Genomic DNA, 23,350 nt, shown 5'->3' on the forward strand with positions numbered 1-23,350 from the left:
GTGGTAGCCGCACAAGAACTAGCGGGCTTCGGTTACTCTGTGCGCTTCACGCCCTGGCACACCGTTGTAATCTATGACGTTTCAGAAGCTGCACGTGACGACCTGTGCACCGCCCTGACGCGTTTAGGGATGAGCATCGATCCACATCACCCGGCGAACTGGATCGGTGCCTGTGGAGGAAAACCGGGATGCCGCCGCGCGCATACCGATGTACGCGCTGATGCTTGGCGGCTGATGTGCTCCCCTGACTATCAACCAGGAGTACGAATTCACTATGCAGGCTGTGCCCGTTGGTGCGGGCACCCGAATGAACAACATTGGGAACGTCTCGCTACAGCACAAGGAGAGTATGTCGAAAGGCTCATGGATGCCGATGGGTGAACCCCAGTAACTACGGGAGGATACCAGCCGCATGGGCTATAGCCACACCAATTCGGGAGATGACATTTACGCTGAATCTTTCCGCATTATTCGGAAGGAAGCTGATCTCTCCAAATTTAGCCCCATACTTGAGCCCATTGCCGTGCGCATGATCCATGGATGTGGGCAGACTGACCTTTGTCGTATCGGCTCTCAATACTCTCGCCACCCCTTCAGAGAAAGAGTTCTAACCATGTCTCGCTCTTACGATGAAGCCGCTGCTCACCCCAGACAATTACGGGGACGCCTCTCTGCCATCGGTGTTGGTCTAGGAGATTCCGAGCTTCTCACCGTCAAAGCCGTTCGCGCGTTGCAAGCCGCTGATGTAGTTGCCTATCACCAGGCCCCTGGACGCCTGTCCCACGCTCTGCGCACCGTCACCCCCCCTACCTCGACCACCAGCGACTGCTTGTCCTAGAGTATCCGGTGACCACTGGACCAACCTCCCATCCAGAGGGATACCAAGGAGCATTAGCAGAGTTTTACGACACGGCTGAGAGGCTGCTGCGAGCTGAGCTTGCGGCTGGCAAAACCGTTGCTCTTATCGCGGCTGGAGATCCCCTCATCTATAGCTCACAACAGCATCTCAGCCGCCGCCTCACCGGGGACTATCCCGTCGACATCATCCCCGGGATCAGCAGTATTCAAGCAGCAGCCGCTGCGACCAGGAGCGTATTGTGCGAGGATCGCGACGTGTTTCGTGTCGTGCCGGCGACGTTGCCCCTTGCAGAACTCACCGCCCAACTGTGCAGTGGCGACCCGCTTGCGGTCCTAAAACTGGGGCGTACTACCGACACACTCGTTTCGGCGCTCCGCGCGGCGGACCGGTTAGAGCACGCTCTCGTCGTGAGCAATGCCAGCACGCCACACGAACACATCATTCCTTTGACGGAAGCGCTCAGTAAGGGGGAGCTACTCCCCTACTTCTCCGTCGTACTGCTTCCCTCTGCGACACTTGCCGACGGGGTTGTGCGCGAGGAGAATGCTCCGGCGGAAGGACGTGTTGATGTCGTGGGGTTGGGGCCCGGGGACGCCAAATTTCTCACCCAGGACACGGCGGATATTCTCGCCCAAGCTACTGATGTGGTGGGCTACGCCACCTATACACAACGAGTCTCGGTGAGGGAGGACCAGCACGTCCACAGTTCAGGAAACATGGTGAAACTCGAGCGTGCACGACTGGCGCTAGATCTAGCCGCTGGCGGAAAACGGGTGGTCGTTGTTTCGTCTGGGGATCCCGGTATGTTTGGAATGGTGACGGCACTAATGGAAGTTCTCGATACGCTTGATCCCCAGAGTGAAGATGCGGAGAGGCTAGCCCAGCTGCCGATAGAAATTCATCCCGGAGTCACAGCAGCTCTGGCAGCAGCCGCCCACGTGGGTGCTCCTTTGGGCCATGATTTTGCTGTTCTCTCTTTGTCAGACCGCATGAAGCCCTGGGGTACCATCGCACAGCGTGTGCAGGCCTGTTGTGATGCGGATATGGCATTCGCTGTATATAACCCCAAATCGCGGACACGACCGCACCAAATCGATGCCTTTATTAAGCTTTTGCACCACGCACGCAGCCCCGAAACTCTGATTATTAAGGTTCGCGCGGTAGGCTGTGAACAGGAACAATACAGTGTCAGCACGCTTGCCGACTTTACGAGTGAAGATGTTGACATACGCACTGTGCTTATCGTCGGGTCCTCCCGCACGCGCATAGTGGCCGTAGGTGACCGTCAACGGGTTTATACACCGCGGCGTTACGACTAGGAGATGTAGTGGCAGATAAGCCAGTCAAGCCCCGTGTAGTGTGGGTAGATATCGCCAAAGGTATCTCAATTCTCACGGTCGTTTTCCTTCACTTATCGACCTGGGGTATCGACACTGGAAACTCACCTGGACTGTGGTACAACGTTTCTGCGAACTTCGTCCATTTGCGTTTGCCGCTTTTCTTCATGGTATCTGGCCTCTTTGCCGCTAAGATTCGGCGCTTTACCTTTGCTGAGCTCATCGTCAAACGCACGTGGCTGTGGGGCGTTCCTTTTATTCTGTGGGGAGCCATTGTTTTGCTGGCCTCCCACTTTATTCGCGGCACCTCTCTCGATCACTTCTGGAGCCAATGGGGCCGGGGAATAATCTTTCCCGAAAACGGAATTTGGTTCCTTATGGCATTGCTGGTCTTCACCTTCGTCATTTGGGTATGCAGGCATGTGCGCGGGCGCTACGTGCTGGCAGTGTCCTTCGCCCTGACACTTATCGCCCCTTTTATTGGAGGTTCTGCGCAGGCTGGCCCCCTATGGTCGTGGACGCGCCTCGCAATGTACTTTTCCTCTTACTGCATTGGGTTATACGGCCGCGAGATTGTTATCCGCGTTGCCGCTAAGAGCCGCTGGTACCACGCACTTATTCTCTTTGCACTGCTCATAGTGATGGAGAAAGGCTACCGCTACATCAACAATGAGTTCCTGCACACCAGCGCTAACATTCTCCTCATCGGCTACGGCCTTATTACTGGCGTGGCGATCGCGGTAGCACTAGACGGTACCTACTTTGGAAAACTACTCTCCTACATTGGGCGACATACCTTGGAGATCTACCTGCTCAACGAGATTCTCGTCTGGGTCTTCTATAAAGACATCTTCCCTCTAATCGACATTCACACCGGCAGTGACTTGTCCACCTGGCAAGAGGGTGAACTCTTCATGAACCCGCGGGGCGTTCTCAGCTCGATGAACTTCTGGGCTCCGCTCATTGGGCTGGTCTTCGTGACGGGCGTTTCTCTGCTGATTCGGGAGCTGGTGCGCGGTTCTCGTCTCGACTACGTGTTCACCCCTCCCACTTTTGCCTGGATGACCCGCTGGGTGGAGGAGAGTATTGCACGTCGTGCGCAACGCCATGCAGAGGCACGTGCGCAGGCGGCGTCGCAAGGCCGCCAATACCATCCTGAGAATGACGAAGCTTTGCTTGCCGAGCCAGACGCTACTACCGAATTGCTTGCTTCTGAAAAGGGGCTTTTGGAAGAACGCGCGGCGCATCATCACAATGACGGAGATGACCATGCGCGGCGAAGCCAAAGCTCCCACCAACGGGAACAGGAATGCTAGCAGTCTCGAGGAGGTGACGGAGTGTCGTGTGCAGCGGTGAGTGCAGCGTCACGGAGTGACCCGTCACTATATTCTCCACGAGGGCAAGCTGACGTGGGTAACCAAGTATCAGTGGAGCATAGTGAATGAGCTGGGTAGCATCACTATCGAGATCAGTTGGAGGGGCAGCAGTAAGCCCGATGGCATGAATTATCGGGGCATTCTCCGCCACAGTGCGGTGGGAACGAATGGCATGATAGCGGCGAGGAGGCGTAAACGATTGGGCACCCATACTCGGTGTTTACCAGACCGAATAGCTTGATAGACCTCGGCAGCAACCTGTTCTGCTGTCGATGACATGATGGCCGGATCCATACCTTGTGTCATCCGTCCGATAACAAACCCCGGTCGTGCCATCACGACATTGATCTTTTCTTTGTGGGTGGCATCGATGAGGCCTGAGAGAAAGCCGTCTAATCCAGCCTTGGCGGACCCGTACACGTAGTTTCCGCGCCGTACGCGCCATCCGGCAATAGACGAGAACGCTACAAGCAGCCCGTGGGTATGTTTACGGAGGTACTCGATAGCAGCAGTAATCGTCACTACTTGGGCGGTGTAATCCGTGTACGCAATGCGATACGCCTCCTTCGGATCACGCTCCGCCTTATGTTGATTCCCCAGTACCCCGAACGCCACAATGATGGTGCTCACCGGCATGCCGCAGACTTTCTCTGCGCGCTCGTAGATGGAGGTGAGATCGTTTTCCGTCAGGGCATCCCATTCCAGGCAGTAGACCTGCTGCGCGCCTCCTCGGAGGAGATCTTCAAAAGCTCCAACATCTTGTTGCGACGGTCGCTGTGCGAGGACAACTGGCCGTCCGTTGCAGAGTCTACTGGCGAGTGCCACCCCAATTTCGGATCGTCCACCCAGCAGGAGAATGCCACCTTCCGAGGGTTGCAGAGTCTTCACAAGAATCCCTTTCCTTCTACAGCGATTCGGCCACGATACCGCGCTGGATGGCTTTTTTCGCTTGGTAAGAACAGTCTACGAGGTGTTGATACTCTGCGGTATCGAGTTTGGTGAGCTGTGACAGAAGGTCCACGATTTGGCGAATATGTCGGACAAAGTCTCCAGGGGTGACGCTCAGCCCAAACATTTTTGCGACGATGAGGCACTCTTCGAGAGGGGCTCCACTCGCCCAACGGTAGACCGCTGTTGTTAATCCACCGTAAAGGGGGCGGGACAATAACACGTCGTGTTTCCGCTCCAGGCGGTGAATGTCACGGGCGATGCGTTGGGTATCGGCAAAAGTATCGGCGAGTACCTCTGTTTGTGCTGGAGGCCAGTAGTGGTCCGTCTCTTTCCGGGCTTCTCCGGTAATCGCTGAGATCACCGCGGCGAGCTCCGCGGGATCCAACCCATCCCATGCGTGTTCGCGCACTGCTTCTGTGCAGATAAGGTCAGTTTCGCAGTAGATGAACCGGAGAAGTGTACCAGCGTCAGTAAGCTGATAATCCGAGGTGAGATAGCCAGCGTCATGCAGAATGCTGCACACATGTACAAAGTTGGTGGCGAGAGTTCCTGAGGAGTGGTCAATGTGGTGTTGGAGAGCCTCACGCTGTTGGAGTAGGCGGGCTCGATCACGGTTGAGTGCGGCAATCTCAGCTTCTGTGAGGTGGCCGTGCAAGGGATGGCAGCGTACCTTCTCTCGCAGATGGTGCAGGTGGGCTGGAGGATGGAGGTTCTTTTCTCGGAGGGCATCTTTGGGGATACGAATGTTACTGTGTGCGAGTTCCCGACGGGCTAGCTTGACGGTGTGTGCATCATCTGCGGCACACTTTTTCTCGAGGTGGATATGGCCAAGGGAGTGTCCATTATGTCGAACATTGGAGAGAGGGGTTGCTCCCACCCAAGTGGATGTCACGACGAGAATACGGTTTTTGCGAGGACGTTCGAGTACCACCCCAAGGATAGGTTTCTTCCGGACACTGATACAGATGACATCACCGCGACGCAGTTTAGCTAAGGCCCCTTTGGAAGCACGTGGCTTGTCTTTGTTCCGCTTCTTTTCCCATGCTTTTGTCTCCGCGTTGAGTTTGGCAATAAGGTCGAGGTAGTCGGACATTTCGGGGGAAATATCGGCGTCTACTGCTGCGAGCTGTTTATCTACCCGTGTCAGCTCTCGTTGCGCGTGTACGACCGCCGCATCGTTTTGGTACTGCCCAAAGGATTGGTGAAGCAGCACACGAGCATCTTCATAGCTATGGTGAGCAAGCAGGTTGACGACCATGTTGTAGCCAACCTTAAAGCTTGAGCGAAGTGGTGACGGGTCCGCATTGTACAGGTCTGCGAGACGGTCCAGGTCCACTTCTTGGTTGTAGTAGACGATAGCGTGACCAGTGGCATCGATACCGCGGCGCCCGGCTCTGCCAATAAGTTGCGCAAACTGGCTGCTGGTGAGTTCTTCATGGGTGGTGCCGTTAAACTTCGTAAGCTTTTCCAACACGACGGCACGTGCAGGCATGTTGATACCGAGCGCTAGAGTGGAAGTGGCGAAGACGAATTTTAGCAGTCCTCTACTGAAGAGTTCTTCCACAACTTGTTTGAACAGGGGCAGCATACCTGCATGGTGGGCAGCAAAACCACGGCCAAGCGCGGCCCTCCACTGCGAAAAGTGCAGGGTTTCGCGGTCACCTTCAGAGAGGTGGTGGCATCGTTCGTCGACATGTTGGTAGATGCGCTGCCGCTCTTTTTTCGTCGTCAACGTGAGACGAGAGCGGGTACATTGGGCCAGTGCAGAGTCGCATCCCGCACGGGAGAAAATGAAGTCGATTGCGGGCAGAAGGTTCTCTCGTTCAAGTGCTTCGACGATACGAATTCGGTTCGGAAAACGTTCATGGTGGTTGGGGCTGTGGAGTACTCGGTCCACGCGGTCTTGCAGGTGCTGTGAGACATGCTTACCGTTTTTGCTGAACAGCGGATAGATCGTGGAATTGAGAAGCACGTTAGCTGTGAGAGGTACTGGTCGAAAGTCTGAACAGACGGTGCTTGTGGGGCCTACAACCGCAGTGATCCAAGCGGAGAATTCGGCGGTGTTCCCAATAGTAGCGGAGAGTGCAATGAGCTGGACGCCATCAGGAAGTGAGAGGATGACTTCCTCCCAGACTGCTCCGCGGAAGGCGTCCGCAAGATAGTGCACTTCATCCATCACCACATAGCGGAGGTCGTGAAGAGTGCTGCTGCCTACATAAAGCATGTTACGGAGTACTTCCGTCGTCATGACAACGACGGAAGCATCCCCATTAATAGATTGATCTCCAGTGAGGAGACCAACGTTATCTTTTCCCCACCGCGCACAAAAGTCTCGATATTTTTGATTCGACAGGGCTTTGATGGGGGTTGTGTAAAACAGTTTTTCAGACTGGTGAAGGGCTAAAACGGCAGCTGCCTCAGCGATAACGGTTTTCCCCGCTCCGGTAGGCGCGCTGACGACCACATTGTGTCCCTCAGCAATATGGGAGATAGCACGCTGTTGAAATTCATCGAGGGAGAAAGGGCGACGCGCAATAAAGGCGTCGAGAATTTCTTGTCTAGCGTGGAGCGTTGTCTGTTCCATTGTCGGCGGCTTCCTCGTCGTCGATGTCGACATCGGCCCATGCCCAACGTTCGTGGACATCGACCTGTGTTAGTGGCTGATCGTCCGGCAGCAGCGCCGGTGCAGCGATAGTTGAAGCAGCTACCTCCTTCCCACTTGCCGTTAGAGTGGTAGGAGCAACTGCATCAGGAGTTCCTAAAGGAGAGGCGCTATCGTCGTCGGTGTCTATCCACGCAGGGCGTTCCTTCTTCTTGCGTCTATCGTGCACACGGCAGATCTGGATAGCGATCTCTTGTAGCACAGTCAAGGTAAGCGCTAATGCGGTCATAGAGACGGGGTCGCCACCAGGGGTGACGAAAGCAGCAAAGCAGAAGAGGCAGAAAATAGCGATTCGTCGCCACTTCTTGAGTTGCTCGTATTGCACTACACCCATGATGTTGAGGGTGACGATGAGCAGCGGCAGTTCGAAGCTCATACCGAAGATAACGATGAGCGCCAACATGAAATTGAAGTATTGCGTACCCGAAAGCGCAGTGATCTGGACGTTATTGCCCATATTGAGGAGGAAGTCCAACGCCTTTGCGACCACGAAGTAGGCTAGTACCGCCCCGCAGATGAAGAGGAATGACGCAATGCCCACATAGAGGAGGGCGAACTTCTTTTCCCTCTTGTACAGACCAGGTGCGATGAATGCCCACACTTGGTAGAGCCAGAAGGGGCTAGCAAAGACGCAACCGGCAACAGCTCCCACTTTAAGGCGCAGCATGAACTGCTCGAATGGGCCAGTTGCGAGCAGCCGGCAGGTATCGTCATTACCCAACTGGAGACGTGCTTCTGGGGGAATCGCACAGTAAGGTCCCCGCAGAATCTCACCGAGGCTAGGAATTACGCCAATACGCAGGTCGTACCACACGAACCCAAAGATCATCGCCAGGAAAATGATCCCGACGATGAAAATAATGCGTTTCCTAAGCTCTCGTAAATGCTCCGTCAACGCCATCTTTTCTTCTGGCGTGCGGATGTGTTTTTTTTGAGCCAAGATCCTGTTCTCGTTTAGTGAGGAGGGAAAAGCTTATTCAGCCTTTTTCACGGGATCGGTGACGGGTTCAGTAGGCGTCTCTACCACGATAGTGTCGTCATCGACGATAACTGCATCTGCCTCGACCACGGGTTCGGCCTGAAGTTGTTCGGCTTTCTTCGTCTTGCCGGCCCTGCGAGCGGGTTTGTCGTCCCCGTTCTCGTTCTTCATTTCCTTCATTTCGGACTTGAAGATACGCATGGAACGCCCCATGGAGCGTGCGAGTTCAGGAAGTTTAGCGGCTCCGAAGAGGACGATAATAACGAGCAGGATAATAAGAATTTCCGGCCAACCAAGAGTGGGCATGGTGTCCTCCAACTAACGTCATAAGGGGGTTTCACTGTATGGCTAGTCTACCGCGCTAACGCCTGCGCGGCTCGGTCCACAACAGTCTTTTCTATATGTTTAGGTCGGCATACCACCATGTAGTCTGCGTAGCGTTGTGCCATCCGCAGCAACCACGCTTCAGTAAAGTACGGCAGCACGCCGTAGAGCGTGCTGGAGTTACTGTCGGTAATGGTGATTCCCAGCAGTTCTGCCAGCCAGACTGCGTCATGACGCAAGGTGACGTATGCTTCCTTGGCCGTCTCGCCATCTGTACAGTAGCGCTCAATGTCGGCGATGTGAAGCGGTTCCTCCCCTGCCCACAGGGTGTCAGGATGAAGCTGAACGATGCGATCCAGTCGGAATTGTCGGAGTTCGTGCGCATCCAAGGACCAGGCAATGAGATAGGCGAATCCCTTGCGGATAATGATCCGGTAGGGCAAAACTCGGCGGCCTGGTGTCAGCTCACCTGTACCGCGAAGATAGTCAAGCGTCAGCACTCGCCTATCGGTAATAGCAGTCGAGAGGATTTCGGTCGCACCTGGTATTCCTCCAGTGGGTGCAGCTGTGTCAGCTGACCCACTGGAGGCAGACGGCTGGCCCGTCAGCTTAGCGAGCACACTGTGGACTGCTGTGTGGTTGGTTAGCCCGGGGACTTTATCAACGTGCTCCAGCGCCAGAGTAAGCGCAGCTCGCTCAGCAGTCGTAAGGCGGAGAGGTTTCTCCAATCCCTGCGCTGTATAGACGTAGATATTATCGCCCCAAATATCTATATCGAGAAGATCGCCGCCATAGTATCCGGGGATGCCACAGCAGACCGCTATCTCGAGGATGGAGGTGAGCTCGCGGGGTGAAATCCCGAAATGCGCAGCTGCTTCACGGCGAGTGATACCGCCATGGTTGGCGAGATACGGGATAATGTCGAGAGCGAGGGCGACTTTTTGTGAGGTCTTCATTCGGTGGCTTCCCTTGCCTGATAGCGTTGGACAACTCGCTCGAGACAGGTGCGGACGTCCTGTACCAACTCTGAAGGCTCCAACACGGTGGCATGTGGAGCGTCGGCGAGTACTGCGTCCCGCAGCCATTGATAGCTGACAGCGTCGAACAAGAGATGGCGCCGTTCGCGGTTGTGCGGTGCAGTAGTAACCTGATCTGCAGCTAGTACCAGCTCTTCACTGGCGTCAGCATCGACTTCGACACGCGCGGACACATAGCGTCGCACTGAGGACAGCTGCTGCCGCAGGATCTCTCGTACGGAAATATGAGGGCGTTCTTCCTGAGCTGGAGCTTCGGTTACAGTAACGTCCCCGCTCAGTCGGGAAAGACGAAAAACCCGCACAGCTCGCCGTTTACGGTCGAATCCTACGCAGTACCAGTGGCCGTTATCAGCGACCACACCCCAGGGCTCCACCTCACGCTCTTCTGAGATGAGTGCTTGTGCGGTGTGGTAGTGGAAGGTGACGGTTCTCTGTTGCGCTGCTGCCTCAGAGAGGACAGTAAGCTGGGTAAGTTCTTGCTCGGTTGCCGCGGATGCGAAGTTGATGAGCCCGGGGTGGGTGTCGTCATGGTCGTGCTGCAGTTTGTCGAAGCCGCTTTGCAGTTCTCCGTAGCCATCCCCGGTGTAGAGCTGCATGGCAAGGTTGATGACGGTGCGTTCTGCAGAAGTGAAGGATAGTGGCGCTAGTTGGTAGTCCTCTTTGCGGATGCGATATCCGGGAATAGTGCCCTTCCCATCAGTGCTTTTCACGCTGATGGGAATACCCAGGTCTTTGAGAGCTTGCTTATCGCGTTCAAACATTTGTCTGCCGGCTTCTCCATTATCTGCAGAGTATCCGGCCACAGTTTGGCGAATCTCATCCGCAGTGAGATAACCCGGGGTATTGAGAAGCGCGATCACTAGATTGAGCTGACGTTCTAGCGGTGAAACATTGGGGGTATGCACACCTCGATGGTAATTCATCCAATGCTAGAAATAAGGGACTCAGCTTTGGGTGTCATAGGCACGAAAGGATCATTGAGTTCCAACTCGCACGGGTCGTAGGACAGTCGCTTAATATGGGTCCAGTCAGCGGAGAAAGGAGTTTCTGAGTCAAGGCACTGTGCGATAAAACGTCCTCGCATGTTGGCGCGGGTCGTACTGGGGGGAATACTGCGCGCACTCTCGACTTCTGCAGGGTCCGTGAGTCTGTTTATGAGTCCGCGGGCTTCCATCAGCGGGAAGATGCCCCGTCCGGGACGGATGTCGTGATAGGTCAAATCGAGTTTGGCGCAGCGGGGATCAGAAAGATCAATGCCATGACGTGCTATTTGCCGGTCGAGAAGAGTCTTCTTAATGACCCAGTCGATGTCAGCGGAAATGGGGCTCAGGTCGCCCGATTCCACCGCAGCGAGTACTCGTGCCCACAGGTCGACCACCCATAGGTAACGTGATGTCTGTGAATCGGTTGGGCGATGGGCCAGATAGTGAGTGGCAGCATCGCAGAACACCTGTTGCACCTGGAGTGCTGTCGCAGTGCCGCCCGCTTTCAGAGAGAATTCTGCCTGCCCGTCCAGTCCATGGGAGACGATACGGATGGCCTCAATCGGGTCTTGTGGGTAGAAGTTGGGGACGTTAACGCCTTCTTCCAGCATCTCCAGCATAAGGAGGGTGGAACCTAGCTTCAGCGCAGTGGTAGGTTCGGCCATCGACGAATCTCCGACGATGACGTGCATCCTTCGGTAAAGAGAGGAGTCTGACAGTGGCTCATCACGGGTGTTAATGATGGGCCGCGAGCGCGTTGTCGCGGAGGAGACCCCGTCGAAGACATGCTCTGCGCGTTGAGATAGGCGGTAGGTCGTCTCCCCTGTGTGAGGATCGGTGAGGACTTTTCCTGCCCCGCAAATGAGCTGTCGTGTTACCAGGAAGGGAATAAGAGTCTGAGAGATACGAAAGAAGTCATCGGTTCGTTCGATAAGGTAGTTCTCGTGAGAGCCGAATGAGTTTCCAGAGGCATCGGTGTTGTTTTTAAAAATGTAGACGTCGCCACCGATGGTGCCGTGTGCCAATCCTTGCTCGGCAAGGATAGCAAGCTCATTCATATCTTCGTCACCTGCACGAATATAGGTGAGAAGTTGATCAACGGAGTCGCATTCGCAGGTGGCGTATTCCGGGTGAGACCCAACATCGAGGTAGAGCCGCGAGCCATTCTTCGTGAAAATGTTCGACGAATGGTAGGTGTGAACAACGGGGGTGAAAAAGTGGTGGGCAATCTCATCGGCGTTAAGCCGCTGTTTGCCGTTCACCATGCAGGCAATGCCGTATTCAGTCTCGACTCCCGCGATGCGACGACGCATAAGTTACTCCCCGCCCTTTTGGATAAAGGAAAGGACGAACTGTTCAGCGTTGGTACCGAGCATGCTGTCAATTTCGTCAAGGAGGTCGTCGGCTTCGTCGACTGATGCATGCAGGTGAGCCTGGCCGCCTCCAAACTCCACGTCATCCTCGCCACTACCGTGGCCTCCGAAAACCTGTGCCTGTGGCATTATCGTTCTCCTTCCAACAGTTCTGACGATACCCGTCGTAGGATCGTCTCGGGGTTGTCTTCATTGTCCACAATAGGGGCGCAGTTCGCCTCTCCCAGTGAGAGCGGATCGCCAATCCGCAACGTATACACGCCATCGTTGGGACCGGCGACGGAGATACTGTCCCACGATGCTGCGACGATGGCTGAACCGAACTTTTCCACCAAAGCACCCCGCAACCAGGCGCGTGTCGTCGTTGGTGCGTGTGTAACAGCGGTGCGAACGGCCGCTTCATCGACCATCAGGCGCATGCGGCCAGCAGCAACCAACTTGTTGTAGATACCGGAAGGGCGGAGATCACTATAGGAAAAGTCGAGTGCAGTGAGCCGGGCGTCATCCCACCCGCACTGGTAGCGTTCTTGAAGCTTGGTGAGCAGTGCTAGCTTTGCCGTCCAGTCGAGATAATGGGAGGTGGCCATGGGATCACTGCGGAGATCCTTCAACACCTTTTTCCACCATGTACAGAGGTCCTCGGTGCGTTCTTTCGAAAAACAGCTGTGGTGGGGGGACATAGCCGGAACATGCGGTTCTCGCTTACCGTACAGGAAAGCGTAGACACGGCTACGGTACTGCTCTTGTATATCGAGCGCCGTCATTTCTCCTCCTGACAAGAGGGGAAGCGGAACCTGCAAGGTGAGGTCACGGGAGACCGCTTTTACCGCCTCAACAGGGTCTGCCAGTACTAGATCAGAAAAATCAACACCAGCCTCGATGGCGATGATGACCAGCATGGTCAGTCCTACCTTGAGATAAGTGGCAACCTCCGACATGTTGGCGTCACCGACGATGACATGAAGACGCCGCCACATGTCTGCATCAGCATGCGGTTCATCGCGAGTATTAATAAGGCCGCGATTAAGGGTGGTCTCCAAACTGATATCGGTTTCGATATAGTCTGCGCGCTGCGAAATCTGGAATCCGGCGGCCTGACTAGTGGTACCAATCCCAACGCGACCAGCCCCAGTGTAGACCGTGCGCGTAACAAAGAACGGCATAAGCTGTTGTGCGAGCGTCGTAAAGTCTAAGGAACGTTTTACGAGATAGTTCTCGTGTGCACCGTACGAGGCTCCTTTGCCGTCAACGTTATTTTTGTAGAGCACTACCGGGTAAGAGTCCGGGAGGGACGCGAGGATCTTTGTCGCTTCATACGCTATTCTCTCCCCTGCTTTATCCCAGATAACGGCATCGAGCGGGTCCGCAACCTCCGGCGTTGAAAACTCGGGGTGTGCGTGGTCTACATAGAAGCGTCCTCCGTTGGGGAGGACAAGGTTGGCTAGACCGGGAGCATTGGGGTTGATACGAGGGCTCGGTCGAGCAATACCCAGGTCGTAGCCGCGTGCATCACGCAAGGGATGCTCGGGGGAAAAATCCCAGCGAGTTCGAGTATCAGCAGCCATACCTAGGGAGTAGGCGTACGCCAGCACCACATCGGTAGAACTGGAAATCGGACTGAGGAGGGGTGTGTCTGGTGTAACAATGCCGAATTCCACCTCAGTGCCGAGAGACCGGGCGTATTTACTCACGGGCCGATGATTGTGAAAGTAGTCGAATATCAATGATCCGTTCGCCTCGCTTCCCAGACACTCGAGCCCACTCATCAGGGCGATTAGCGTTGGGTAGGTCTTCGTTTTGTGAGTACTCAAGGGCAACAGCATCGAGCATGAACTGCTCAGTGATGCCTGCCGGTTTGCCCTCAAGTTTTGCCTTAATAGCAGACTTCTTGGCACGGTCCACAATATTGTGGAGCATCGCGCCAGAGACAAAGTCCTTGAAGTAGAGAATCTCAGTTGAACGATCTCGGTAGGTTACTTCAATGAATTCGTTTTCCGGGATGGGCGCATACATGCGCGCCACCGTGCGGTTAATGAGTTCCTGGTAGGCAACGTCGGTGTCTCCCCCACCCAGCTCAGCGATAGTGGCAGCAGAGAGAGGCACTGCCCGGTTGAGATACTTAGCTAGAATATCGCGGGCACCATCTTCGTCAGGACGGTGAATACAGATTTTCACGTCGAGACGTCCAGGGCGCAAGATTGCAGGGTCAATCATGTCTTCTCGGTTAGTGGCACCGATGACGATGACGTTCTCCAGGCTTTCCACGCCATCAATCTCGGCAAGCAGCTGGGGTACGACAGTGTTCTCCATATCGGAAGAGATGCCAGAACCACGGGTTCGGAACACCGCATCCATCTCATCGAAGAAGATGATCATGGGAGTGCCATCGTTCGCTTTATCCCGTGCTTGCTGGAAGATGAGTCGAATCTGGCGCTCTGTTTCACCAACATATTTGTTGAGAAGTTCCGGACCCTTCACATTGAGGAAGAAGGATTCAGCGCGCATCTTCCGAGGCTGCTCTTCGCCTGCCATAGCTGCCTGTCGTTCTGCAATTTGCTGAGCTAATGAATTAGCGACGGCTTTAGCGATCAGAGTTTTACCACAACCAGGAGGGCCGTAGAGCAGTACACCTTTGGGTGGGCGTAGGTCATATTCGGCATACAAGTCGCGGTGAAGGAAGGGCAGTTCAACAGAGTCTTTAATTTGTTGAATCTGCGGTGCGAGGCCGCCGATGTCGGAATAGGCGACGTTCGGAACTTCTTCGAGGATGAGCTGCTCTACCTCACCACGCTCCACGTGATGTAGTGCCACGTTCATACGCTCATCAACGATGAGAGAGTCACCTATGCGCACCTTACGAACACCCTGTTCAGTCTCTACTCCATTGACAAGGGACTGTGCCAACATGACTACACGTTCTTCATTCGTGTGGTTGGCGACCAGAGCATGAGTGTCGTTGACCATTTCTTGCACTTTGAAGATCTGGCCAGCCGCAGGGGTATCAACAATCTCCACAGCAATGAGGGCGTCGTTCAATCGCACGGTAGTGCCCACATGGATATCGGTGATCTTAATGTTGGGGCTCAAAGAGACACGCATTGGCCGGTTGCTGGTGAAGACATCGATAGACATTGCCGTCTTATTGTCGAGGTCCATATTGTCCAGCAGTCGTGGGTTGAGCACGACCCCAAACGCGGTGGGTGGGGACGAGAGGGAATCAAGCTCTTCTTTTAACTCGTTGATTTGTTCACGAGAAGCCTTGAGGAGCTCAGCCAGCTTAATGTTGCGCGTCTCAAGACTATGCAGCTTGGTCTTGAGGTCATCTACTTCAGTCATAATGGTGCAGTGAAAAAGATTGTTGGTAGTAACGGTGACGACCCGCAAAGGGGACAGCATAAGTGCTTCTAGAGTAGCCCAGAAAACCTTAGGAGCGCCGTGCTTTTCGCCGAGGGGGAAGAGGTTTTGTGCCATCCGCAAGTCGTCGTGTGGAGATGAGGAAGGCGGTATGCGCTTGCATCCGATGCTCAGGGCGTACGGCAAGATCCACTACGTGCCACTCCCGCACAAAGCTTTCCCATGCTCGGGGTTCAGTCCAGCACTGCTGTTCGCGAAGTGTTTCGATGAAACGTGACAGCTGCGTCACCGTCGTCACATAACAAATAAGGACACCACCGGGATTGATGAGATCCTTTACCGCGGGAAGACATGCCTCAGGGCTAAGCATGTCGAGAACGATGCGATCAACACCGTCCGGAATGTCTTCTTGGGTGACCTCAGCTAGATCTCCCTGCTGGAGTGTCCACCAGTTCGGGTGCTCGCCATAAAACTCGACGACGTTCTGTTCAGCTACCTCCATATGGTCGCCACGGATCTCGTAAGAGTAGACGTGTCCGGTAGGGCCAGTTGCCCGCAGCAATGAACAGGTTAGTGAACCAGATCCAGCACCTGCTTCGAGGACTCTGGCGCCGGGGAAAATATCCCCTTCCATTAAGATCTGGGCAGCATCTTTGGGATAGACGACTGCTGCTCCACGCGGCATCGAGAGGGTGTAATCGACAAGAAGATGGCGCAGCGCCAAGTAGCTACCACCAGCGGAGGATCCGATCGAGGATCCCTCGGGCTGACCAATAATGTCATCATGGGCAATAAACCCTTGGTGGGTGTGGTAACGTCCGCCCGCTTGGAGGGTGAGGGTGATGTGCCGACTCTTTGAGTCGGTCAGTTGTACGCGGTCACCTTCAGCGAAAGGGCCCTGAGAACGCATTCTTCTCCTTTGATCCGGTTCCGGAAATGCTGTGTCACTGCGACCGTGTACGCTGCCAAATATGACGAACGAACGGACCCAGGATGAAGCTTCGGGGGAAGCCTCTCAATTTCCTAAGCCTACTGCATCTAAGCCTCTGGCCTTATCTGCCTCTCGCGCTAACGACTTCCGCCAGTGCCCTCTCCTGTACCGCTTCCGTGCTATTGATCGACTTCCTGAGCCCACCACCGAAGCGCAATTTAAAGGCACTATAGTACATGCCGTGTTCGAGAAGCTTTTTGATCTTCCACCCTCTGAGCGGGTTCCCGATGCTGCTATTGCGCTGCTTCCGGAGACTTTTGAAGCGCTCCATACAGAGCAAGAACCGGCAGTAGTCCCTGTCGGGGAGAAGCGTCGATTCCTGAACGACTGTGCCGCCTTGGTCTTCAACTACTATCGCGTCGAGGATCCCCGTAAGTTTGACCCTACCGGTCGCGAACAATACATCCATGCAGTGCTGCCAGATGCCACGCCGGTGCGAGGATTCATGGATCGATTAGATATCGCACCAACGGGCGAAGTACGGATAGTCGACTACAAGACTGGGAAGAAGCCACTCCCCCGTTATTCCGGGTCAGTCATTTTCCAGATGCGTCTTTATAGTCTGATGTATTGGCGCGTGCATAGCACTGTGCCCGACCAGATGAAACTCATCTACCTGAAAACAGGCGAGACTATGGTAAGTCGCCCGTCTACGGCTGATCTCCTCAACACTGAGCGTGAAGTCGTACGTCTTTGGAACGATATTAGACAGTGTGGAGCGACCGGCGACTTCGTTCCACGCACGTCAAAGCTCTGCAGCTGGTGTGCGTTTCAACAGTACTGCCCGGAATTCGGCGGAAAGCTACCAGACTATCCTGGTTGGCCTGGGGAATCCCATAACTAACGCCCTATGAGCGGTGAGCTCGTCGGGGGTTAGCGGAAAATCTACAGCTCTGCTGCTACAAACGGCATGTGCGGAGATCAGATGCGAGAATTGCGCTTGCACCAAGAGTGTGCAGCTCGTCCATAAGAGCGTTGATCCCCTTTCGGGGAACCATTGCTCGTACTGCGCACCAGCCGTCATTGGAGAGCGGGGACACTGTCGGGTACTGAAGACCGGGGGTAAGCGCGATGGCTTCATCGAGCAACTCTCGTGGGCAGTCGTAGTCCAGCATGAGATATTTCTTTGCGTAGGAGACACCTTGTAGACGGCCTGCGAGTGTTTCCTTGGCGCGAGCCAGTTCAGGGGTATCTTCCTTGGTACTATCACGTTCGATAAGCACCGCCTCGGATACACAGAGGGGTTCACCGAAGGGGGCAAGGCCATGGGCACGCAGAGTGCGTCCGGATTCTACGATGTCTGCGATGCAATCGGCTACGCCAAGCTGAATGGAAATCTCGACCGCTCCGTCCAAGCGGATGACGGTAGCACTGATACCACGTGACGCAAGATCGGCACGAGTGAGGTTCGGGTAGGCGGAAGCAATGGTTTTTCCCTCGATTTGCTCAACACTCCACTCTTCATGCGCAGGTGCTGCGTAGCGGAAGTTCGAACCACCGAATCCCAAACCAAGTCGTTCCCGAACGGGTGCCTGTGATTCGATCGCCAAGTCACGACCGGTGATGCCAAGATCTAGCTGGCCGCTCCCAACATAGATAGCAATGTCCTTGGGGCGGAGGAAGAAAAACTCTACTCCGTTGGAGGAGTCAACTACAGTGAGATCCTTGCGGTCAGCTCGAGTACGATACCCGGCTTCCTTCAGCATCTCCTGAGCAGGCTCAGAAAGGGCGCCTTTGTTCGGAATAGCAATGCGCAGCACGGCAGCTACCTTTCAGATGTCGATTAGAGGAATTTGTAGATGTCGGCGGGAGTAAGACCGCGTTTCACCATAATGACCTGAAGCCAGTAGATAAGCTGCGAGATTTCTTCAGACAGTTCGTCATCAGATTGGTATTCAGCAGCTAACCATACTTCGCCGGCTTCCTCCATCACCTTCTTACCAAGGGAATGGAGCCCTCCATCGAGTGCAGCAACAGTACCGGAGCCCGCAGGGCGGCTCACGGACTTTTCTAGGAGTTCAGCGAATAGGTCTTCAAATTTCTTCACGATTCGTATTATTCCACTTTTCTGACGTGCGGAGTTATTCGGTCTAGAAGGGCTGTGAGTTCCCGACGTAACGTTGAAGATCAGTAAGGGTAACTCCAGCGAGAGACTCCCAGATATCATAGCCCGCCCCGGGAGTAAGAGGATTCTCGGTACGGATGCCAAGAACATGGCAGCCAGCAGCACGCCCCGAAGCAATGCCGGTCATACTGTCTTCAACAACCAAGCATTCCTCGGGCGATACCGAAAGTAGCTCCGCAGCACGGAGATAAGGATCGGGAGCAGGCTTACCGGAGGGCACTTCATCTCCACAGACGCTCACCGCAAAATTCTCCTTACCCACTTTACGAAGTGCAAGGTCAGTAAGAACACGCTGGGTGTTGGTGACGAGTGCCTGGGGAATGCTAGCTGCTCGAATCTCCTGGATGATGCTCATAGCTCCGGGCTGCCACTGCATTTCCGTCTGGTAGAGATCACCCATCGCAGCAATGATCTTGTCATTGATAGTGCGAATGAGGTTAAGGTCAGCGCCGCCCGCAAACCCGGCGAGAGCGTTCAGAAGATTGTCCATGCTCATGCCGATGGTAAGAACACGTTGTTCTGGAGTAAGAGGAGCCCCCACTTGCTCCATAGTGCTGTAGATAGCTTTATCCCAGAGGACCTCAGTGTCGACTAGGGTTCCGTCCATGTCCCATAGAACTGCTTTGAGAGTGCTCACGCGTACTATCCGTTCTTTACTGTCCAGGTTGATACCGTGCATTAAGTGTTAAAGTACTTCGCCTCAGGATGGTAGAGGATGAAAGCGTCTGTAGACTGCTCGGGGTGCAACTGGTATTCCTCCGACAGAACGATACCCGCTCGCTTAGGTTCGAGTAATTCCATCATCTTCTCACGGTCTTCTAGGTTGGGGCAGACGTCGTCACCTATAACAACGCGGCGCTGCATGGCGTTGAGCAGCGCTGTGTTGTTCTCCATTTAGTGAACTCCCAGCAGGCTATCGAGAAGAGCAAGGATGGTGGCGGGAGCTGTTGTGTCATCCCCAAGCCCTCGGAGCGTTTCGTCTGCCCAGACATCGATGAGGGCTAAGGCACGCGGTGTGTCGAGGTCATGAGAAAGGGCGTCTCGGACTTTCTGGACGGTCGCTGCGGCCGGCACTCCAACAGGCTGTGCGCATGCGTCACGCCAACGACGGTGGCGGGCGACTGCGCCTGCTAACACACTGTCGGACCAGTCTCGGTCGGCAGCGTAGTGGCCGGCATAAATGCCTAGTCGAATGGCGCTGGGATGCACTCCTTGAGCGCGCAGCTTGGAGACAAAAACGAGGTTTCCCAGGGACTTCGACATTTTGACTCCGTCGAGTGCAATCATTCCGGTGTGGACGTAGTGTCGTGCCATACGTTCGCAGCCGGTCGCAGCTTCAACGTGGGCGGCGGAGAATTCGTGATGAGGGAAGATAAGATCTGAGCCGCCTCCTTGAATGTCGAAGGAGGCGCCCAGACGGTTCAGCGCAATGGCGGCACATTCGATATGCCAACCAGGGCGGCCTGCTCCCCAGGGGGAATTCCACGCGGGTTCACCTGGACGCTGTTGACGCCACAGCAGGGCGTCAAGGGGGTGGCGTTTTCCGATGCGCTCTGGGTCTCCCCCACGTTCCGCGAAGAAGTGCGCCATGGTGTCAGCGTCATAACCGGATTCGTAGCCAAAATGTGGGGTGGCCGTTACCGGGAAATACACATCCTGATAGTCGGGATCGTCATCTGTAGAAATCTGATAGGCCGCATCGTTATCGAAGAGTTTCTGAATAAACTCCACTACCTCATCGATTGCCTCAGTAGCTCCAACGTAGTGATCTGGCGGTATGACCCGTAGCGCCTCCATATCGCTTCGGAAAAGGTCGGTCTGCTCGTTCCCCAGCTCGCGCCAATCCTCGCCGTCGCGTTGGGCACGTTCAAATAGCGGGTCGTCAACGTCAGTGACGTTTTGGACATAGAGCACCTTGTGTCCGTTGTCTCGCAAAATGCGGTTAATGAGATCAAAGGTGACGTAAGTGGCTGCATGTCCGAGGTGTGTCGCGTCGTAGGGAGTAATACCACAGACGTAGAGTCCCGCGGTTTCTCCGGGCGTGACGGGAGCCAAATCTCCGCGGGAAGTGTCACGAAGCTGGAGCGGAACAGGTGTACCAGCGAGAGAAGGTACTGAAACAGAAGGCCATGCGTACATAGCGTCTAGTCTACTGGGCGTCTCCCCTATCGTCGTGTCAGGTGAGGGTTGCACGCAGAGGAAAAAATTGCGTCTTTAGCGGTTCTTTGGTCCGCTCAGCCGCACGGCGGTGCGACGTTATGCTCACAACCTAGCGTTGATAATCAGTGAGGCGGTCGATTACGTCGCTAAGGTCGCGACGGTAGCCATTGAGTCGTGCACAGATGTGACCCTCTGGGCCGATTGGTTCACCGCAGAGGGGGCAGAGTGGGCGTCCGGCCGTGTACACCACAGTGGTGCGGTGCGCGAACTGTCGGGCAAGCTGAGGGTGCAGGAGAATGCGCACAGTGTCGGGGCCATACTCCGCGTCATCAGACATCATGAAAGACTCGTCGAAGTCGCCGGCAGTAAAAGCGAGAAGTTCGAGAATAATGGCTGATTCTTCTTCACCCCAGGCCAGTCCGATGGTTCCTACGAGGAATTCGGAATCGAGAGGCATATCCAGTGGGGAGAGATCCTCTAGTCGCCGGGACCGGTGCGGGATACGAAGGTTGTAGTAGTCCCCAATATCATCCAGCAGCTGATCGATTCGTTTGGCAATGAGTCGCAGTTGCAGTGCATCGAGTTCCACTGAAATAAGCTGCTCATCCTGTGTGACTTGCAGGTAGTAGCTTTGGTCGGGATATTCTCCGATTGCACCGACGATGCAACGTGAGGGATGGTCGAAAACAAAGAGGTGACGGGACACTATGCAGCAAGCACCCCGGTTCCCAGCAAGATAAGAACGATGATGCCAACCATGATGCGGTAGCCAGCAAACCAGTTGAGGGAGTGCTTTTCCACAAACTTCAGTAGCCAGGCAATAGAGGCGTAGCCCAAGATGAAGGCAATCACAACGCCGGTACCGAGTTGGAGGGCACTAGCGGCCTGCCCGTGTTCTGGGTTAAACGCATCGGGAAGAGAGAAAAAACCGGAAGCTAATACTGCCGGAATGGCGAGTAAGAAGCTGTAACGGGTAGCAACAGAGCGCTTAAGACCAATGAAGAGGCCGGCGGAGATGGTTCCACCGGAGCGGGATACGCCTGGAATTAGTGCTAGGCATTGGGCGAAACCCATGATGACGGAGTCTTTCAAGGTGAGCTGGTCGAAGTCACGCTTCTGCGGCCCCCATTTTTCGGCGGCTAAGAACACAAAGGAGAAAATGATGAGGACGCTCGCGGTGAGCCAAAGACTGCGGGCGTTGTCGCGAATAAGGTTCTTTCCGAGGAACCCAATAATGCCGATAGGGAGAGTACCGGCGATGACATACCAACCCATCTTGTAGTCGAAGTGGTCCCGACATTCTTTGTGGAATAGCCCCTTAAACCAGGCTTTGACGATGCGGAAAATATCTTTTGCAAAAAAGACTAGAACAGCAAGCTCCGTCCCCAACTGGATAACAGCGGTAAAGGATGCACCAGCATCTTCACCCCAGAAAAGGCGAGAAACGATATTGAGGTGGCCGGAGGAGGACACCGGAAGAAATTCCGTTAAACCCTGCACGATGGAAAGCACAATTGTCTGTGCCCAATTCATGGTCTCCACACTTGCTCCTTGTGGTGCGTGCTGTGTATTTCGAGCATAGCTCGGTGTCAGCGGCTGTGTCTCTGCCGGAGAATGTCGTTCCTACCGGTCTGTTCAGCAGTTTAACCCAAACAATGGCAAGATAGACATGACAGTCCTCAATCCGGCAGGTAGGTACCTCGTGTTGTATGACGTTGTGAAGCGGACAATGTTCCTTCTTCCCCCAGAGAAGATCCACACCTTCGTGTTTGGAATGATTAAGACGCTCCATCTGGTGCCTGTATTAGGACGTTTGGCACGCCCAATCTTCAGCTACAACGACGAGATTCTTGCACAGGATTTGTTTGGGGTTCACTTTCCCGCACCGCTGGGTCTAGCCGCTGGTTTCGATAAGAATGCCGCTGCTTCCGATGCATGGGGTGCGATGGGGTTCGGCTATGCAGAGATGGGCACTGTGACGGCTGCTGGGCAGCCTGGCAATCCACAACCACGTCTGTTTCGGCTACCAGAGGATCGGGCGTTGTTGAATCGGATGGGCTTTAATAACCATGGTGCCGGTTATGCAGCCAACAACCTCCGTCGGCGCCGTGGCACTACTGTCACCGGTATTAATATCGGCAAAACGAAAGTTGTTCCCCCGGAAGAAGCAGTATCGGACTATCGCACCTCAGCGCGTCTTGTGAGTGCGTTGGCGGACTACCTGGTGGTGAACGTTTCCTCCCCTAACACCCCAGGTTTGCGAGATCTCCAAGCTGTAGAATCGCTTCGCCCCATCCTCGAAGGTGTCCAGGCGGTGTCCGACGTCCCAGTACTCGTCAAGATCGCCCCGGATCTCTCCAACGAGGACGTTGATGCGGTGACCGATCTTGCCCTGGAGCTACAGCTTGCCGGAATAATCGCCACCAACACCACGATTTCCCGGGAAGGTCTACGCACCGATATCGCCAAGGTAGCTGACATGGGGGCAGGAGGCATCTCTGGGCAGCCGGAGAAGGCACGTGCACTAGAGGTTCTTGATCGTATTTACGCCAAGACCCAGGGACGTCTCGTCCTCATCGGCTGTGGTGGAATTGAGAGCGTTGACGATGCGTGGGAGCGCATTACCCATGGTGCTGACTTGCTCCAAGGGTACACGGCGTTCATTTACCAGGGACCGTTCTGGATGCGGCGGATTCACAAAGGCTTGGCGAAGAAGCTTCGTGAGAATGGATTCTCTTCTCTGTCTGACGCGGTAGGGTCAGCCGTCCGATAGGACCTAGCCAGGTCGTGAGTGCGCTTCTGAGACTAACGTTGTACAGGCGATTTGGGGTTCAGGCAA

Annotated in this window: 24 protein-coding genes and 1 pseudogene; 7 read left to right on the forward strand and 18 right to left on the reverse strand. The window is 54.9% G+C overall.

Annotation, left to right across the window (positions count from 1 at the left end; translation table 11 throughout):
• The 5 genes and pseudogenes from IY73_RS08270 (at position 1) to IY73_RS00095 (ending at position 3,512) form a co-directional block, all read left to right on the forward strand.
• Entirely contained in the window at positions 1-381 is a 381-nt protein-coding gene (locus IY73_RS08270) for a hypothetical protein (protein WP_148417423.1), read from the forward strand.
• Between the two features lie 31 nt (positions 382-412).
• Positions 413-550 (forward strand): annotated as a pseudogene (locus IY73_RS08695) (precorrin-8X methylmutase); the annotation flags it as partial.
• 63 nt (positions 551-613) lie between these two features.
• Entirely contained in the window at positions 614-838 is a 225-nt protein-coding gene (locus IY73_RS08700; protein WP_172621812.1) for an SAM-dependent methyltransferase, read from the forward strand.
• An 8-nt stretch (positions 839-846) separates the two neighbouring features.
• On the forward strand, positions 847-2,178 hold the full coding sequence (locus IY73_RS08705) for a bifunctional precorrin-2 C(20)-methyltransferase/precorrin-3B C(17)-methyltransferase (RefSeq protein WP_053961276.1): 1,332 nt from the start codon (positions 847-849) through the stop codon (positions 2,176-2,178).
• A gap of 8 nt (positions 2,179-2,186) precedes the next feature.
• Positions 2,187-3,512 carry an acyltransferase family protein gene (locus IY73_RS00095; RefSeq protein WP_053978631.1) on the forward strand — a complete coding sequence of 442 codons (1,326 nt, stop codon included), beginning with the start codon at positions 2,187-2,189 and terminating at the stop codon, positions 3,510-3,512.
• A 189-nt stretch (positions 3,513-3,701) separates the two neighbouring features.
• Here IY73_RS00095 and IY73_RS00100 read toward each other — a convergent pair whose 3' ends face one another.
• The 11 genes from IY73_RS00100 to IY73_RS00150 form a co-directional block, all read right to left on the reverse strand.
• Positions 3,702-4,460 (reverse strand): SDR family NAD(P)-dependent oxidoreductase, encoded by a 759-nt coding sequence (locus IY73_RS00100; protein ID WP_053961278.1) that lies wholly within the window; start codon positions 4,458-4,460, stop codon positions 3,702-3,704.
• Positions 4,461-4,476: 16 nt separating this feature from the next.
• Positions 4,477-7,107 (reverse strand): DEAD/DEAH box helicase, encoded by a 2,631-nt coding sequence (locus tag IY73_RS00105; protein WP_053978632.1) that lies wholly within the window; start codon positions 7,105-7,107, stop codon positions 4,477-4,479.
• Positions 7,082-8,125, reverse strand: coding sequence for a twin-arginine translocase subunit TatC (gene tatC, locus IY73_RS00110; RefSeq protein ID WP_237023739.1), 1,044 nt, complete (start codon positions 8,123-8,125; stop codon positions 7,082-7,084). The genes IY73_RS00105 and tatC overlap by 26 nt, the downstream gene beginning before the upstream one ends.
• Positions 8,126-8,158: 33 nt before the next feature.
• The gene (gene tatA, locus IY73_RS08720) at positions 8,159-8,470 is read right to left on the reverse strand and encodes a Sec-independent protein translocase subunit TatA (RefSeq protein ID WP_063665709.1); all 312 of its coding nucleotides are present in this window, start codon (positions 8,468-8,470) and stop codon (positions 8,159-8,161) included.
• A 47-nt stretch (positions 8,471-8,517) separates the two neighbouring features.
• Positions 8,518-9,444, reverse strand: coding sequence for a WYL domain-containing transcriptional regulator (locus tag IY73_RS00120; RefSeq protein WP_053978633.1), 927 nt, complete (start codon positions 9,442-9,444; stop codon positions 8,518-8,520).
• Positions 9,441-10,430 carry a helix-turn-helix transcriptional regulator gene (locus IY73_RS00125; RefSeq protein WP_158408659.1) on the reverse strand — a complete coding sequence of 330 codons (990 nt, stop codon included), beginning with the start codon at positions 10,428-10,430 and terminating at the stop codon, positions 9,441-9,443. Before IY73_RS00125 ends, IY73_RS00120 begins: the two co-directional genes overlap by 4 nt.
• Positions 10,431-10,444: 14 nt before the next feature.
• Entirely contained in the window at positions 10,445-11,821 is a 1,377-nt protein-coding gene (gene pafA, locus IY73_RS00130) for a Pup--protein ligase (protein ID WP_053961282.1), read from the reverse strand.
• A gap of 3 nt (positions 11,822-11,824) precedes the next feature.
• Complete coding sequence (locus IY73_RS00135) at positions 11,825-12,010, reverse strand: ubiquitin-like protein Pup (RefSeq protein WP_053961283.1); 186 nt, start codon at positions 12,008-12,010, stop codon at positions 11,825-11,827.
• Complete coding sequence (dop, locus tag IY73_RS00140; protein WP_158408660.1) at positions 12,010-13,572, reverse strand: depupylase/deamidase Dop; 1,563 nt, start codon at positions 13,570-13,572, stop codon at positions 12,010-12,012. Before dop ends, IY73_RS00135 begins: the two co-directional genes overlap by 1 nt.
• Positions 13,565-15,217, reverse strand: coding sequence for a proteasome ATPase (arc, locus tag IY73_RS00145; protein WP_082345547.1), 1,653 nt, complete (start codon positions 15,215-15,217; stop codon positions 13,565-13,567). Before arc ends, dop begins: the two co-directional genes overlap by 8 nt.
• 88 nt (positions 15,218-15,305) lie before the next feature.
• Positions 15,306-16,145: a tRNA (adenine-N1)-methyltransferase gene (locus IY73_RS00150; protein ID WP_053961286.1), complete on the reverse strand. Its 840-nt coding sequence runs from the start codon at positions 16,143-16,145 to the stop codon at positions 15,306-15,308.
• 61 nt (positions 16,146-16,206) lie between these two features.
• On the opposite strand from IY73_RS00150, the gene IY73_RS00155 reads away from it, so the two are divergent.
• On the forward strand, positions 16,207-17,070 hold the full coding sequence (locus IY73_RS00155; RefSeq protein ID WP_082345245.1) for a RecB family exonuclease: 864 nt from the start codon (positions 16,207-16,209) through the stop codon (positions 17,068-17,070).
• 55 nt (positions 17,071-17,125) lie between these two features.
• Here the strand turns inward: IY73_RS00155 and hisG are convergent, their stop codons facing one another.
• The 7 genes from hisG to IY73_RS00190 all read right to left on the reverse strand — a co-directional run bounded on the left by hisG (position 17,126) and on the right by IY73_RS00190 (position 22,044).
• Entirely contained in the window at positions 17,126-17,986 is an 861-nt protein-coding gene (gene hisG, locus IY73_RS00160) for an ATP phosphoribosyltransferase (RefSeq protein ID WP_053961287.1), read from the reverse strand.
• A 23-nt stretch (positions 17,987-18,009) separates the two neighbouring features.
• Complete coding sequence (locus tag IY73_RS00165) at positions 18,010-18,273, reverse strand: phosphoribosyl-ATP diphosphatase (RefSeq protein WP_053961288.1); 264 nt, start codon at positions 18,271-18,273, stop codon at positions 18,010-18,012.
• A gap of 43 nt (positions 18,274-18,316) precedes the next feature.
• On the reverse strand, positions 18,317-18,988 hold the full coding sequence (locus IY73_RS00170; RefSeq protein WP_158408661.1) for an HAD family hydrolase: 672 nt from the start codon (positions 18,986-18,988) through the stop codon (positions 18,317-18,319).
• Between the two features lie 41 nt (positions 18,989-19,029).
• The gene (locus IY73_RS00175; protein ID WP_390175771.1) at positions 19,030-19,227 is read right to left on the reverse strand and encodes a vitamin B12 dependent-methionine synthase activation domain-containing protein; all 198 of its coding nucleotides are present in this window, start codon (positions 19,225-19,227) and stop codon (positions 19,030-19,032) included.
• A gap of 18 nt (positions 19,228-19,245) precedes the next feature.
• Complete coding sequence (gene mshC / locus IY73_RS00180) at positions 19,246-20,490, reverse strand: cysteine--1-D-myo-inosityl 2-amino-2-deoxy-alpha-D-glucopyranoside ligase (RefSeq protein WP_053961290.1); 1,245 nt, start codon at positions 20,488-20,490, stop codon at positions 19,246-19,248.
• Between the two features lie 130 nt (positions 20,491-20,620).
• Complete coding sequence (locus tag IY73_RS00185; protein ID WP_053978639.1) at positions 20,621-21,217, reverse strand: DUF3090 family protein; 597 nt, start codon at positions 21,215-21,217, stop codon at positions 20,621-20,623.
• A complete protein-coding gene (locus IY73_RS00190; protein ID WP_082345549.1) occupies positions 21,217-22,044 on the reverse strand; it encodes an undecaprenyl-diphosphate phosphatase in 828 nt (275 codons plus the stop codon). The genes IY73_RS00185 and IY73_RS00190 overlap by 1 nt, the downstream gene beginning before the upstream one ends.
• A 172-nt stretch (positions 22,045-22,216) precedes the next feature.
• On the opposite strand from IY73_RS00190, the gene IY73_RS00195 reads away from it, so the two are divergent.
• Complete coding sequence (locus tag IY73_RS00195; protein ID WP_053962607.1) at positions 22,217-23,284, forward strand: quinone-dependent dihydroorotate dehydrogenase; 1,068 nt, start codon at positions 22,217-22,219, stop codon at positions 23,282-23,284.
• The last annotated feature ends 66 nt before the right edge of the window (positions 23,285-23,350 follow it).

Source organism: Lawsonella clevelandensis (assembly GCF_001293125.1).
Taxonomy (GTDB): domain Bacteria; phylum Actinomycetota; class Actinomycetes; order Mycobacteriales; family Mycobacteriaceae; genus Lawsonella; species Lawsonella clevelandensis.

Bases quoted from the DNA above. Each gene is read 5' to 3' on its own strand.
- IY73_RS08700 (WP_172621812.1), top strand. From the start codon at position 614: ATGTCTCGCTCTTACGATGAAGCCGCTGCTCACCCCAGACAATTACGG.
- IY73_RS00105 (WP_053978632.1), bottom strand. From the start codon at position 7,107: ATGGAACAGACAACGCTCCACGCTAGACAAGAAATTCTCGACGCCTTT.
- tatA (WP_063665709.1), bottom strand. From the start codon at position 8,470: ATGCCCACTCTTGGTTGGCCGGAAATTCTTATTATCCTGCTCGTTATT.
- IY73_RS00120 (WP_053978633.1), bottom strand. From the start codon at position 9,444: ATGAAGACCTCACAAAAAGTCGCCCTCGCTCTCGACATTATCCCGTAT.
- pafA (WP_053961282.1), bottom strand. From the start codon at position 11,821: ATGCGTCGTCGCATCGCGGGAGTCGAGACTGAATACGGCATTGCCTGC.
- IY73_RS00135 (WP_053961283.1), bottom strand. From the start codon at position 12,010: ATGCCACAGGCACAGGTTTTCGGAGGCCACGGTAGTGGCGAGGATGAC.
- arc (WP_082345547.1), bottom strand. From the start codon at position 15,217: ATGACTGAAGTAGATGACCTCAAGACCAAGCTGCATAGTCTTGAGACG.
- IY73_RS00150 (WP_053961286.1), bottom strand. From the start codon at position 16,145: ATGCGTTCTCAGGGCCCTTTCGCTGAAGGTGACCGCGTACAACTGACC.
- IY73_RS00155 (WP_082345245.1), top strand. From the start codon at position 16,207: ATGACGAACGAACGGACCCAGGATGAAGCTTCGGGGGAAGCCTCTCAA.
- mshC (WP_053961290.1), bottom strand. From the start codon at position 20,490: ATGTACGCATGGCCTTCTGTTTCAGTACCTTCTCTCGCTGGTACACCT.
- IY73_RS00190 (WP_082345549.1), bottom strand. From the start codon at position 22,044: ATGAATTGGGCACAGACAATTGTGCTTTCCATCGTGCAGGGTTTAACG.